Origin of the sequence: Natronomonas sp., assembly GCF_028274965.1 — an archaeon.
Classification (GTDB): domain Archaea; phylum Halobacteriota; class Halobacteria; order Halobacteriales; family Haloarculaceae; genus Natronomonas.
In genome coordinates this window covers 97,384-111,321 of record NZ_JAQCNO010000014.1, presented here as the reverse complement: position 1 = coordinate 111,321, position 13,938 = coordinate 97,384, and the positions used below count along the sequence as shown (strand labels likewise).

At 70.4% G+C, this 13,938-nt stretch carries 10 protein-coding genes; 9 read left to right on the top strand and 1 reads right to left on the bottom strand.

Translation table 11 applies throughout. The features are described 5' to 3' along the window. Positions 1-287: 287 nt before the first annotated feature. The 9 genes from Q0916_RS02630 (at position 288) to Q0916_RS02590 (ending at position 12,178) form a co-directional block, all read left to right on the top strand. Positions 288-1,799, top strand: coding sequence for an MATE family efflux transporter (locus Q0916_RS02630; RefSeq protein ID WP_414689306.1), 1,512 nt, complete (start codon positions 288-290; stop codon positions 1,797-1,799). Between the two features lie 151 nt (positions 1,800-1,950). Next, a complete protein-coding gene (locus Q0916_RS02625) occupies positions 1,951-3,372 on the top strand; it encodes an ATP-binding response regulator (protein ID WP_299233988.1) in 1,422 nt (473 codons plus the stop codon). Positions 3,373-3,471: 99 nt separating this feature from the next. Beyond that, entirely contained in the window at positions 3,472-4,686 is a 1,215-nt protein-coding gene (gene glp, locus Q0916_RS02620; RefSeq protein WP_299233986.1) for a gephyrin-like molybdotransferase Glp, read from the top strand. Then, positions 4,679-6,556, top strand: a complete 1,878-nt coding sequence (locus Q0916_RS02615; RefSeq protein ID WP_299233983.1) for a molybdopterin biosynthesis protein — start codon at positions 4,679-4,681, stop codon at positions 6,554-6,556. The genes glp and Q0916_RS02615 overlap by 8 nt, the downstream gene beginning before the upstream one ends. A gap of 79 nt (positions 6,557-6,635) precedes the next feature. Beyond that, positions 6,636-7,364, top strand: a complete 729-nt coding sequence (locus tag Q0916_RS02610) for a hypothetical protein (protein ID WP_299233980.1) — start codon at positions 6,636-6,638, stop codon at positions 7,362-7,364. Positions 7,365-7,486: 122 nt separating this feature from the next. Beyond that, positions 7,487-8,704 (top strand): acyl-CoA dehydrogenase family protein, encoded by a 1,218-nt coding sequence (locus Q0916_RS02605; protein WP_299233977.1) that lies wholly within the window; start codon positions 7,487-7,489, stop codon positions 8,702-8,704. Positions 8,705-8,872: 168 nt separating this feature from the next. Then, on the top strand, positions 8,873-9,220 hold the full coding sequence (locus Q0916_RS02600) for an Hsp20/alpha crystallin family protein (protein ID WP_299233974.1): 348 nt from the start codon (positions 8,873-8,875) through the stop codon (positions 9,218-9,220). A 162-nt stretch (positions 9,221-9,382) separates the two neighbouring features. Then, the gene (locus Q0916_RS02595) at positions 9,383-11,038 is read left to right on the top strand and encodes an ABC1 kinase family protein (protein WP_299233963.1); all 1,656 of its coding nucleotides are present in this window, start codon (positions 9,383-9,385) and stop codon (positions 11,036-11,038) included. Between the two features lie 69 nt (positions 11,039-11,107). Continuing rightward, positions 11,108-12,178, top strand: coding sequence for a pyridoxal phosphate-dependent aminotransferase (locus Q0916_RS02590; protein ID WP_299233961.1), 1,071 nt, complete (start codon positions 11,108-11,110; stop codon positions 12,176-12,178). Between the two features lie 4 nt (positions 12,179-12,182). Here Q0916_RS02590 and Q0916_RS02585 read toward each other — a convergent pair whose 3' ends face one another. Beyond that, entirely contained in the window at positions 12,183-13,814 is a 1,632-nt protein-coding gene (locus Q0916_RS02585) for a GTPBP1 family GTP-binding protein (RefSeq protein WP_299233958.1), read from the bottom strand. Positions 13,815-13,938: the final 124 nt, after the last annotated feature.

The window sequence follows — 13,938 nt, the reverse complement described above, 5'->3', positions numbered from 1 at the left end:
CCCGGACGCGCACCGATCCGGCCGGCAGTTCGAACTCCCTGACCGCGTACGCGTCGCCGAGCGCGCCCTCGAGGGTGTCGATCTCGATCGGGTGTGACTCGCTCGTGACGGCGAGAACGTCGGGCATGGGTCGAGTGATGCGTCGACGGTGTTAGGTCTGAGCCAACGCGCCGCGGTCGCTCCCGCCCGGTTCCCCCGCCGACCGCGATCCGCCCGTTCCGTCTCGTCCCGTTCCGCTCCGTCCCGTCCGATCGATACGGCTGACGACCGCCGGAAGCGCCGGGTTCATGCGTCTCTCGATCCAACGCTTCGGTGTGGCGACGAGCGACAGAAAGCGGGTCGACATGACGAGCGGGTCGATCGTCCCGAAACTGGCGCGGTTGGCCTGGCCGCTCGTCCTCGGTAACCTCCTGCAGACGTTTTACAACCTCGCGGACGTGTTCTGGGTCGGCCGCGTGGGCCCCGACGCCGTCGCCGCCGTGTCGCTCATGTTCCCCCTCTCGTGGCTGTTCATCTCGACGGCGATGGGGATCACGGCGGCGACGGTCGCGCTCGTCTCCCAACACGTCGGGGCCGGCGAGGACCGACTCGCGGACCGCGTCGTCGCCCAGACGATCCTGTTGACGCTCGCCGTCTCCGCGGCGCTCGCGGCGCTCGGCTACGCCTTCCGGCGGGAGGTGCTCGCGCTCATCGGGGCCGAGGGACGGGTCTTCGTCGAGTCGCTGGCCTACATCGAGGTCATCTTCCTCTCGTTGCCGTTCGTGTTCCTGTTTTTCGCCTTCCGCGCCTCGCTTCAGGGGGCCGGCGACACCAAGACCGCGATGTGGCTGATGGTGCTTTCGGCCGGCCTGAACGTGGTCGTCGATCCGTTCTTTATACTCGGGTGGGGCCCCGTCCCGGCGATGGGCACCCGCGGCGCGGCGTGGGCGACGCTTCTCGCCCGCGGCGCGGCCGTCGCCGCCGGGATCTACGTGCTGTTGCGCGGCGGCTTCGGCGTCGAACTCCATTTTCGGGACCTTCGGCCCGATCCGGCCGTCCTCCGTCGACTGATCGGCGTCGGCTACCCCGCGACCATCGACGGCTGGGCCCGGAGCTTCTCCGCGGTCGTGATGGCCGCCTTCGTCGCGCCCTTCGGGACGGCCGTCATCGCGGCCTACGGCATCGGCCTCCGTCTGATGTCGGTCTCGTGGACCGTCTCCGGGGCGGTCGGCCAGGCGACGGCGACCGGTGTCGGGCAGAACCTCGGCGCGGACACGCCCGATCGCGCGTGGGCTGTCACCTACGCCGCGATCGGCGGCACGATGGCGCTGCTTTTTTTCGTCGCCGGCGCCTGCGTGCTCTTTCCCGCGTTCTTCTTGGGGATCTTCATCGACGATCCGGCGGTGATCGCCGAGGGCCGGACCTTCCTGCGGATCATCGCCCCGTCGTGGGCCTTCTTTGGCGGGACGCTCGTCGTCCAGGGGGCCTTCCGCGGGGCCGGGCAGACGAAGGTCGCGATGGCGCTGTCGTTTCTCTCACAGTGGGTGTTCCGCGTGCCGGTGGCGGTCGGTCTCGCCTTCGGGTCGCTGACGGTCCCCGGCACGGCCGTCGTCCTCGACGCCGGCCTCGGAATCGGCGTCGCGGGCGTCTGGATCGCCTACGTTGTCGGCGCGCTCGCCAGTTTCGCCATCGGGATCGTCTGGTTCCGGCTCGGCCGGTGGACCGACGGCCTCGCCGAGTCGACCGACACCGCGACGCTCGATGGTTCGGGGTCCCCGAGCGCCGAGGAGCCGATCGAGGACCTCGACGCCGACGACTGACCGCCGCTCGCGGCGACGCGCCGCCCGCCCGAACGGGCCGGCCTCGGACGACCTGGCGGCGAATCGGCGGGCGTTTTTTGCTCGGTTTCGGCGCCGGAGGGGGAACAACACTTAATCCCTCGTGGCGTGCATCGGTTCGTATCCGCACACGATGGGAACTTCCGAGGAACCGATCCGGGTCGTCCACATGGACGACGACCCGGACTTCGCCCGGCTCACCGCCGCGAACTTACAGCGCGAGAACGACCGACTCACAGTCGAGAGCGCGACCAGCGCGCAGGAAGGGATCGATCTGGTCTCGGGCGACACGGACTGCGTCATCAGCGACTACCGGATGCCTGAGGCGACCGGCCTGGACGTCTTCCGACGCTTACGGGAGCGGTTCCCCGAGCTTCCCTTCATCCTCTTTACCGACACGGGCAGCGAGGGGGTCGCGAGCGAGGCGATCTCGGCGGGCGTCACGGACTACGTCATCAAGGACGCCGTCGCCGAGCAGTACTCGCTTTTGACCGGCAAGGTCACCACCGTCGTCGACAAGCGCCGCGCCGAGGCCCGCGCCGCCGAAACCGAGCGCCAACTCCACGAGATCGCAGACAGGAGCAAGGACGTGCTGTGGATCTTCTCGGCGGACTGGAGCGACCTCGAGTTCATCAACGACGCCTACGAGGCGGTCTTCGAGCAGCCGGTCGAGCGGATCCGGACCGAGCCGGGGTCGTTCCTCGAGTCGATCCACCCCCACGACCGCGAGCGCGTGGCGGCGACGATGGAGCGCGTCTCCGGCGGCGGCTCCGAGCGCGTCCAGTACCGGATCGAGACGCCCGAGATGAGCGAAAAGTGGGTCGAGTCCCGCGCGGACGCGATCGAGGAGGGCGGCTCAATCGCCCGGATCGTCGGCTACACGCGCGACATCACCGACCGCAAGCGCCGGGAGCACGACCTCGAGGCGAAAAACGAACAGCTCGAACGCTTCGCCTCGACGGTCGCCCACGACCTCCGGAACCCCTGGAACGTCGCCGACGGCTTTCTGACCATGGCGCGGGCCGAGCGCGACAGCGACGACCTCGAAACCGTCTCCGAGGCGCTCGGCCGGATGGATCAGATCATCACCGGGCTGTTGGAGCTGGCCCGCGCCGGGGCGACGATCGACGCCGAAGAGCCGGTTTCGATCGACGACCTCGCCGGGGCCTGCTGGAGCACCGTCGAGCGATCCGGCGCGTCGGTGTCGGTCGAGGGCGAACTGACGGTCTCGGGCGATCCGAACCGCCTGGCGCAGGCCTTCGAGAACCTCTTTCGGAACGCGATCGAACACGGCGGCGAGTCGGTCTCGATCCGCGTCGGCCCCCTCGAGTCGGGCGAGGGGTTCTACGTCGAGGACGACGGCGCCGGCATCGCCCCCGAGGACCGCGAGTCCGTCTTCGAGAGCGGGCACACGACGAACGCCGACGGCACCGGGTTCGGGCTCGCGATCGTCAAAGAGGTGATCGAGGCCCACGGCTGGGAGATCGCGGCCACCGAGCGCGAGGGCGGCGGCGCCCGCTTCGAGATCACCGGCGCGGGTCTGCTTTCGGCGTGATCCCCGGCGTCTCGCGGTAGCCGCTCGCCGCTCTCCGCTCGCCGTTCGCCGTCTCCGTGTGGAGTGACCCTTTTTGCTGCCGGCGGCCACAGTCCGGATATGAGCGATCTCCGAGAGGCAGGGTTCAAGGAGCGAACGCGGATCGACGAGGCCCGCCGCCGCCTGCTGGACACGCCGCCGATCGACCGAACCGAACGGCTCTCGCTGTCCGTCGTCGACGGCCGGGTCCTCGCCGAACCGATCGAGGCGATCCGGGACGTGCCGCACTACCCCCGCGCCGCCGTGGACGGGTGGGCGCTCCGGGCCGCCGACACGTTCGGCGCGTCGGCCCGCTCGCCGGCCGTCCTCCGGCCCGCCGACGCCGTCGGCCCGGACCGCGCCGTCCGCGTTCACACGGGCAGCGAACTCCCCGAGGGCGCCGACGCGGTCGTCATGATCGAGGACGTCGAGCGGATCGGCGACGAACTCGAGGTGCTCGACGCCGCCGCCGGCGGCGAGAACGTCGCGCCGGTCGGCGAGGACGTCTCGGCCGGACAGCGGCTCTACGACCCCGGCCACCGGCTCCGGCCCTCCGATCTCGGGCTGTTAAAAGCCACCGGGATCGACGCCGTTCCCGTCGCCGAACGCCCCGAAATCGCCGTCATCCCGACGGGCGAGGAACTCGTCCAGTCGGATCCCGGACCCGGCGAGGTGGTCGAGACGAACCGCTTTACCGTCTCGCGGCTCGCCGACCGCTGGGGCGCGGACGTGACCCGGCGGGGGATCGTCACCGACGCCCACGAGGCCCTCCGGGCGGCGATCCAGCGCGATCTCACCCGGGACGTCGTCGTCACGACCGGCGGGTCCTCCGTCGGCGAGCGCGATCTCGTCCCCGAGGTCGTCTCCGAGCTGGGCGAGGTGTTCGTCCACGGCGTTGCGCTGAAGCCCGGCCACCCGGTCGCGTTGGGCCGCATCGAGGGCGTCACCGTCGTCATGCTGCCGGGGTATCCGGTCGCGGCGATCGTCAACGCCGTCCAGTTCCTCCGGCCGCTGATCGATCACCTCCGCGGGACGCCGACCGAACCGGTTCCGACGCGCTCGGCGACGCTCGCCCGGAAGATCGAAAGTGAACCCGGCGTCCGGACCTTCGCCCGCGTCACGCTCGAAGGCGGCGGAGGCGATGGCCCCCCCGAGGCGACGCCGACGCGGGTCAGCGGCTCGGGCGTGCTCTCGAGTGTCGCCCTCGCGGACGGCTGGGTCGTCGTCCCCGAACCGAGCGAGGGGATCGAGGCCGGCGAGACCGTCGCCGTCGAAAACTGGGAGTACAATGGATAGAAAGCAGTTCCGGGACCTCGCGTCCCCCGAGCGGGCCCGCGAGGCGATCCGGTCGCTCGATCTCGCGCCCGGCGAGGAGACGGTGCCGCTCCGGACGGCCCGCGGGCGCGTGCTCGCAGAGCGGATCGACGCCGACCTCGACGTCCCGGGGTTCGACCGGGCGAGCGTCGACGGCTACGCGCTCACCGCCGCCGACACCTTCGGGGCCGACGAGGCCGACCCCGCCCGACTCGAGCGCGTCGGCGAGGTACACGCTGGGACGGCCCCCGACGTCGAGGTCCGGCCGGGCGAGTGCGCGGAGATCTCGACGGGCGCGGTCCTGCCGCCGGGCGCGGACGCGGTCGTCATGGTCGAACGGACCGACCGCGACGGCGAGGACGTCCTCGTCCGAACCGCCGTTGCGCCCGGCGATCGGGTGATGTTCGCCGGCGCGGACATCGCCGCCGGCGAGCGGGCCCTCGGCCCGGGCACCACCCTCACGCCGCGGGAGATCGGCCTGCTGTCCGCGATCGGCGTCGACAGCGTTCCGGTCCGGGCGAAGCCGACCGTCGGGATCGTCTCGACGGGCGACGAGTTGGTCCGGCCGGGCGAGCCCCTCGACAGCGGTGCCGGCCAGATCTACGACGTGAACAGCTACACGGTCGCCAGCGCCGTCGAGGAGGCCGGCGGCGTGGCCGAGCTGTACCCCCACGCGGGCGACGACTACGACGCCATGGAGAACGCGCTGCGAACGGCCGCCGAGGAGTGCGATCTCGTGCTTTCGTCGGGATCGACCTCGGCGTCGGCGGTCGACGTGATCTACCGCGTCGTCGAGGAGACGGGCGAACTCCTGTTGCACGGCGTTGCGGTCAAACCCGGCAAGCCCATGCTCGTCGGCCGGCTGGGCGGAAGCGCCTACGTCGGTCTACCCGGCTATCCCGTCTCGGCGCTGACGATCTTCCGGGCGTTCGTCGCCCCCGCGATCCGCCGTGCCGCGGGGCTCGTCGCCCCCGAGACCGAGACCGTGACCGGCCGGATGACGGCCCGTGAGCGCTACAGCGAGGGGCGGCTCCGCTACATGCCGGTCGGGCTTGTCGCCGACGCCGAGGGCGAGACGCTCGTCTACCCGGTCGACAAGGGCAGCGGCGCAACGACGAGTCTCGTCGAGGCCGACGGGATCGTCGCCGTCCCGCCGGACGTGGAGTACCTCGCGGCGGGCGAGTCCGTCGAGGTACAACTGTTCTCGCCGGAGGTCCGCCCGCCGCGGCTGTTCGGAGCCGGCGAGGACGACCCGGCTCTCTCGCGGCTGTTGGACCGGATCGATCGCCCACGGTATCTCGCCGTCGGGAGCCGCCAGGGTCGCCGCCGACTCCGCGACGGCGCGACGGACGTCGGCGTGGTGACGGGCGATCAGGTCCCCGACGAGACCGTCGAGATCGGCGCCTACGACCGCGAGTGGGGCCTCGTCGTCCCCGCGGGCAATCCCCGCAACATCGGCGGCCTCGCCGACCTCGTCGACGACGACGTCGTTTTCCGCAACCGGACAACAGACGCCGGGCTCAGATCGACCTTCGAGGCGTCCGTAGAGGACCTCGCGGCCGAGCGCGGCCTCGATCGACGCGAACTCACCGAGGCGATCTCCGGGTTCGAGATCGCGCTCCGGGCCCACGAGTCGCCCGCGAGGGCCGTCCGCTCGGGCGACGCCGACGCCGGGCTCGGCCTCCGGGCCAGCGCCGCCGCCCTCGGGACCGGCTTCGTCGGCTGCGGCACCGAGCGCGTCACCGTCGTTGCGGACCCCGACAGGGCGGCGAAACCGGCAGTCGAGGAACTGAGGACGGCGATCGAGACCGGCGAGGACGTCTTCGAGTCGCTGGCCGGCTACCGCCGGTGAGCGCCCGGACGATCGGTCCACGTTCGCGTCCGTCTCCGTCTCCGTGCCCGTTATGCCGCCCGGGCGCCTCGAAGGTACCGTGACGACGCTTTCGGAGTTGGACACCGACCTCGACGACACCGAGGCGATCGCCGAGCGCCGCGCGGAGGTCATCGCCGGGATCCGCGAGCACGCCGGGCGGATCGCGTACCACCTCGCCCGCGTCGAGGGCGGCGAGTACGGCCGGCGGTCGTTCGCAACCGACCGCGGCGAGTGGACCGTGAAATACGAGGCCGGCGGGCTGGCGTTTCTGAAACACGAGCCCCGCGGCGGCGGGGAGACGTACGTCGTTTCGACCCAGCGGCCGGCCGAACCGGACGCCCTCGCGAGCGCCCTCGTCGACTACCCTGCCTTCGTCGCGGCGTACAACGACTACGTCGCGCGGACCGAGGGGCTGCTCGACGGGGTCGATCCCTCGCTTCCGGCGGTCGAACCGACCGAGGCACTCGTCGCCGAGCGCGACCGGATCGTCGAGCGGCTCACCGACTGCTGTGAGCGGATCGCGGGCGAACTCCACCGCTTCGAGGGGACCGACTACGGGACGTTCACGGCGCGGGTCGACTCGACGCGGTGGGAGCTAAAACGCGACCGAAACGCCGTCTCGTACCTCCGCGTCGGCGGCTCCGACGGCGCGTACCTCCTCTCGCAGTACGGCCCGCCCTCGGCGAGCGACGTCCGCGAGTACGCCCCGCGGTTCGGCGGGTTCGTCGCGGCGTACAACGATCACGTCGCCGCCCTCGAGGCCGACCTCCGGACGATCGAGCGCTGACGGCGCTTGCGCCCGCTCCCCGGCGAGGGGCTCGGTTACCGACTCCTGTGTCGATCCGGCGAACGCCTAACATTGTGAGACCGATGCCACATATTTATGAGCACCTGGCCTCTAAGCGGTGTATGGTATCTTTTAACGACTCCGCGGAAGCGAAGGCCCTCGCCGAGCGTGCGAACGAACTGATGGAGGAGGTCGTCCTCCCGAAGGAGCGCGAACTCGCCGGCGGGATGTCCCCCTCCGAGCACACGCTCGATGAGCTCCGCGAGACGGCCCGCGAGTACGGCGTGTACGCGCCGCAGATCGACGATGAGTACGGCGGCATGGGCTATGACTTCCGCGACGTGCTGCCGACGTTCGAGGAGGCCGGCCGCAGCATCCTCGGGGCCGAGGCGATGCGCGTCGCCGCGCCCGACGAGGGCAACATGCACCTCCTCGAGTTGCACGGCTCGGAGCTACAGAAAGAGGAGTACCTCCGGCCGCTCGTCGAGGGCGAGATCTCCTCGGGCTTTTCGATGACCGAGCCGATGCAGGGCGGCGGGTCGGACCCGAAGATGCTCAAGACCACCGCCGAGAAGGACGGCGACGAGTGGGTCATCGACGGCCACAAGTGGTGGACCACGAACGGCGTCAACGCCGACATCCTCCTGGTGTTCGCCCGCACCGACCAGGAGGCCCACCCCTACGAGGGCTGTTCGGTGTTTCTCGTCCCCGCCGACGCCGACGGCGTCGAGATCGTCCGCAACATCCCCCACACCGGTCCGGCGATGGACACCCACGGCCACGCCGAGATCAAGTACAACGGGGTCCGCGTCCCCGAAGAACACCTCCTCGGCGAGGCCGGCAAGGGCTTCAAGCACGTCCAAGAACGGCTCGGCCCGGCCCGGCTGACCCACTGCATGCGGTACTCCGGGATGGCCCAGCGCTCGCTCGACATCGCGGCGGCGTACATGTCCGAGCGGGAGGCCTTCGGCGAGCGACTCGCCGACAAGCAGGCCCCCCGACAGGAGATCGCCGAGCGCGAGACCGAACTCGCGGCGGCCCGCGCGCTCATCAGGCAGGCCGCCGACGAGATCGCCGCCGGCAGCGAGGCCCGGATCGCCGTCTCGATGGCGAAGGTCTTCACCGCGAACGCGACGCAGGACGCGATCGACACCGCGTTGCAGTTCTGCGGCGGCAACGGGATCGCCAAGGACCTGCCGATCTCCGATTTCTACGAGAGCGTCCGGCAGTTCCGGCTCGTCGACGGGGCCGACGAGGTCCACCTCCGGACGATCGCCCGCGAGACGTTCGAGGACGTCGACGCGGCCGAACTCGAGGCGCTGACGCGCTACGGAAAGTGACGCGCTCCGCCGCGGCGAGGCGTGTACTTTCGACCCCGGATCGGACGGTTCGAACCGACGAACGACCCTGACGCGCGCCTCGGCGCGCCGACCGGACGGTGACGGACGCCGGGGAGTCGTCTCGCCGCCACCGAGTCTTTTAACGCGCGAGCACTCCAAGCCTCCCGTATGCAACTCCGCGAAGCGCTTGGCGAGCTTCCAGAAACCGTCTTCGCCGATCTCTTGGAGGACGAGGACTCCTACGTCCTCGTCATCGATCTCCCGGGGGTGAGCCCCGAGACCGTCGACGCGACGCTCGACGGCGGTCGACTCCGGATCGAGGCCCGCAGGGAGAAGGCCGTCCCGCGGGAGTACGAGTATCTCTCCGAGGAGCGGGCGCTGTTTCTCGACGCCGACCTCCCGCTGCCGCCAGACGCGACCGGCGCCGGGGCGGAGGGCACCCTCGAACGGGGCGTGCTCAGGCTCACGCTGCCGAAATCGACCGACGACGGCGGCGAACGGATCTCGATCTCGTGACGGGAGTCCGTCCGCGCCGATGACCCGCCGTTGTGTCCGTTGCCCCCGGACACGGCCGCTTTCGCCCCCCGCTTTCGCCCCCGGCCCCGCGCGGTCGCCCTCCCCGACGCGGCGGCTTCGGGTTCGCCGCCCGTCGCCGCCCGCCGCCGGAGGGGGTCGGTAATGCTCCGGGCGTACCGCCGGTTCGTCGTCGTCGCCTACCGGCTCCTCCCGTTGCTTCTCGCCTGGACCCGTGACAAAAACCGGTTTCTGCTCTTCGGGTCCGGGCGGCAGGTCTCGGCCGAGACCCGCCGCGAGCGGGCCCGATCGCTCCTCGATTCGCTGTTGAGCCTCGGTCCGACGTTCATCAAGCTCGGACAGCTGCTCTCGACGCGGCCCGACGTGTTGCCCCCCGAGTACATCGAGGAGTTCGAACGGCTCCAGGACGACGTCCCGCCGGCCGAGTGGGCGGCCGCGAAAGCCGTCATCGAGGCCGACGTCGGCCCGGTTGACGAGGCGTTCGAGACCTTCGACAGCGAGGCGATAAGCGGCGCGAGCCTCGGACAGGTGTACATCGCCCGAACCGACGGCCGCAAGGTCGCGGTCAAGATCAGACGCCCGGGCATCGGCCCGCTCGTCGAGGCCGACCTCCGGGTTGTCCGGTGGTCGCTGCCGCTGTTGATGCGGTTCGTCGGCGACGCGCGCTCGTTTTCCCTCGAGACGATCGCCGACGAGTTCGAGAAGACGATCCGCGAGGAGATGGACTACGAGCGCGAACGCCGGATGCTCGTCGAGATCCGCGAGAACTTCGCCGACAACGATCGGGTCCGCGTCCCCGAGGCGATCCCGGAGCTCTCGAGCGATCGGGTGTTGACGATGGAGTACGTCGAGGGGACGAAGATCTCCGAGATAGACGACCTCGACGGGCTGGGCATCGACCGGACGGAGCTCGCGGAGACGCTCCAACAGACGTACCTCAAGATGATCGTTCAGGACGGCGTCTTTCACGCCGATCCACACCCCGGGAACCTCGCGGTCGCGGACGACGGGACGCTCGTCTTCTATGACTTCGGGATGTCCGGCTACGTCGACCCGTTCATCCAGGAGAAGATCATCGAGTTCTACATGGCCGTTGCGGCCCAGGACACCGACGCGATCCTCGATACGCTCATCGAAATGGGGACGCTCAGCCCCGACGCCGACCGCGAGGTGATGTCGAACATCATGGAGCTCGCGATCGCCGACGCCCGCGGCGAGGACATCGAGCAGTACCGCGTCAACCAGATCATCCAGCAGGTCGAGGACACGATCTACGAGTTCCCGCTGCGGCTGCCGCCGAACCTGGCGTTGGTGCTGCGCGTCGCAACGGTCGTCGAGGGGGTCTGCGTCACGCTCGACCCCGAGTTCGATTTCATCTCCGTCGCGACCGGGTACCTCCGCGACGAGGGGTACATCGAGGAGGGCGCGAGGGACTACGTCGCCGACCGGGCCGCCGAGTTCCGGGACCTCGGCGAGTCGCTGGTCCGCGTGCCGCCGAAACTGGAGTCGACGCTCGACGACCTCGAGCGGGGCGACGTGACGCTCACCGTGGAGTTCGACCCCGGGGAGGCGACCTTCGATCGCCTCGCGAGGCGGATCGTTCTCGGCGCGCTGCTCGCGACCGTGGCCATCTCGGCGTCGGTGCTGTACGCCTTTGCGACGATCGAGGCCACCGCCGTTGCGCTCGGGTTCGCCGTCCCGCTGGCGTTGCTGCTGTGGCGTTCGTTCCGGAAGCGCAAACGGGGTCTCCAGGGCGAACCGAAGTTCACGCGCCAGCGGCTCAGAGAGCGCGAGGACTGAGCCCGAGAGGCCGCGGCCGACGCGGGGTGCGACGACAACACCTATTCTTCGGGCGCTCCTCCGGGCGGTATGCGGATCGCCCCCCTCGAGTTGGAGCGTTGGTTCGCCGAGGTCGAAGCGGACGCCGACGTCATGCTCGCCGAAAGTGGCGTCCGACCGCTTTCGGCGTCCCGGTTCGACCTCGACCCCGGCGAGCTCGGGCACGTCGTTCCGACGGCCGGCGACCCCGAACTCAGAGCCGCGGTCGGCGACAGACACGGCCGCAGCGCGGACCAGACGCTGTGTACCTGCGGCACCCAGGAAGCGAACCTGATCGCGTTGTTGGCGCTCGTCGAGTCTCACGCCGTCGTCGTGACGCCGACCGACGGGTCGCTGACGGGGCTCCCCGAGAGCCTCGCCGAGACGACCCGCGTGCGGCTCGACCCGCCGGACTGGACGCTCAACCCCGAGGCGGTCGGCGACGCGCTCCGCCCCGACACCGACGCCGTGATCCTCGCCAACCCGAACAACCCAACCGGCCGGTACCACGACGAGGCGACGGTGCGAGCGATCTACGACCGGTGTGCGGAAAACGGAACCTACCTCCTCTGTGACGAGGCCTGCCGGCCGCTCTCGGCGGACCCGATCGATCCGGTTGCGAGCTTCGGGCGCTACGGCGTCTCGAGCGGCGGCGTCTCGAAGGCGTTCGGGCTCGCCGGACTCCACTTTGGGTGGCTCTGCGGCCCGACGGCGGTCGTTTCGGCCGCGGAAAACTGGAAGGACTACACGACCGTCTCGCCGCCGGTCGTCGGCCAACACGTCGCCGCCCAGGCCCTCGACCCCGATCGCCGCGCGGAGCTACTCGAAGAGAGCCGCGCGCACGCTGCCGAGAACCGCGCCGTCCTCGAGACCTTCCTCGAAGCCCACGACCTCGCGTGGTCCGACCCCGACTGCGGCGTCAACGCCTTCCTCCGCGTGCCCGAGGGGTTCGCGGGCGGTGAGTCGTTCTGTCGGAGCCTCGTCGCGGAGGAGTCGGTCGTTCTCGCGCCCGGCGAGGCGTTCGGCCGCCCCGACTTCGTCCGGATCGGGTTCGGCCTCCCGTCGGCCGAACTCGACGAGGGCCTCTCGCGGCTGGGCGCGTTCCTCGAGCGGCACGGCTGAGCCCTCACTCGGTCGTTTCGGTCTCGGTGACGCCCGTCACCGTGCCGACGCCCTTCGAGCTGCCCTCCCGGAACACGAAGCGTTGGCCCTCCTCGACGGCGTAGGGGCGGAACTTGAACCGGATCCGGGCGGTCCCCGTGTCCCCGGGCAGCAGCTGTCCGCCCTCGGGGTGGATCGATGCGGTTTCGCTCACCGTCTCGAGGTGGACGACCGGCTCGTACCCGTCGTCGATCCGCGTCGGGTGGTTCAGCACCATCACGTCGGCCTCGAACTCCCGGACGGCCGCCGGCTCCGCGCTCCGGGGCAGAAGCACCATCCCCCGTTCGAGCTCCGGCTCGTCGATCCCCTTGAGCGCGATGCCGACGATGCGGCCGGCCGACGCCTCCTCGACGCGGTGGTAGTGCATCTCGATCGACCGGGCCTCGACCGGGCGGAACGTCCCGTCTGCGAGCGGCCCGGCGAGCAACTCGTCGCCGGCCTCGATCCGCCCCGAGCGGATCGTCCCCGAGGCGACCGTGCCGACGCCGGTGACGTTGTACGTCCGATCGACGTACATCGAGAACTCGCCCGGCTCGGTCCCCGTCTTCGGGAGGCGCTCGAAGAGCTCGTCGAGGACCGACAGCCCCGACATCGTCACGGCGCTCGTCGTCACCACCGGAACGACCTGTTCGTTGATCTCCTCGATTGCGGCCTCGACGCCGTAGCGCTCGACGGACAGCGGCGTCCGGTCGACGTTCCGCAACAGCTCCTCGACCTCGCGTTCGACCTCCTCGACCCGCTCGTCGGTCACCGCGTCGGCCTTCGTGACCGCGACGATGGTCGGTAGCTCGGTCGCCAGCAGGATCCCGAGGTGTTCGCGAGTCGTCTTCGTCGGGCCGTCGTCGGCGGCGACGACCAACAGCCCGTAATCGAGTTTCTGCCCGACGATCCCCCGGATCGTCGTCCGGAGCCACGGCTCGTGACCCACCGTGTCGACGAAGGAGACGAGCCGGTCGGCCTCCTCGACGATCCGCGCGCGGTCCGACTTCCGGTGGGGGTTGTCCATCCGGACCGCGCCCTCGTCGTCGAAGCCGTACACGCCGTACGAGAGGTCCGCCGAGAGCCCCCGCTCCATCTCGTGGGGTCGGACGTCGAGAAAGCTCCGGGTGCCGCCCTGCCCGTCGTCGGGCGATCCGGTGACGAGCGAGCCGACGAGCGTCGACTTCCCGTGATCGACGTGACCCGCCGTGCCGACGACGATGTGGTCGTCGTCTGCCTCCAGCACCGACCCCTCGTTCAGCGTCGCGACGCCGACAAGGCCCTCGTCGGCGTCCGTCTCGCCCGCCCCGACGCCCCAGGTCTCGACGTCGTCGATGTGCGCGCCGGCCTCGTCGGCCACGAGAGAGAGGACGTCCATCGACTCCGAGAACGCCGCCGGCGAGATGCCGGCGATCCCGCCGTCGTCGGTGACCCCGACGACGTAGGTCGCCTCGCCGTCGCCCGAGAGGATCCGATGGCGCAGTTGCGCAACGAGCGACTCCAGGCGCCCCTCGGTGAGGTGGGTCTCCCTGGTCAGCCGCTCTTTGAATTCGATGCTGCCGCCCTCCCGTTCACCGCGTTCGAGGGCCCGCCGAAGCGGACCCCGGTCGGCGCTCATACGAGCGTGCGTAGCACACACACCGCAAAAAACCTTCCCCGCGACCGGCGGTAGACGCCGCCTGTCGGTGGCCTGTCGTCCGAAGCGGCCTCACGCCGGGGGTGGCGCGGCCGCTCCGAAGCGA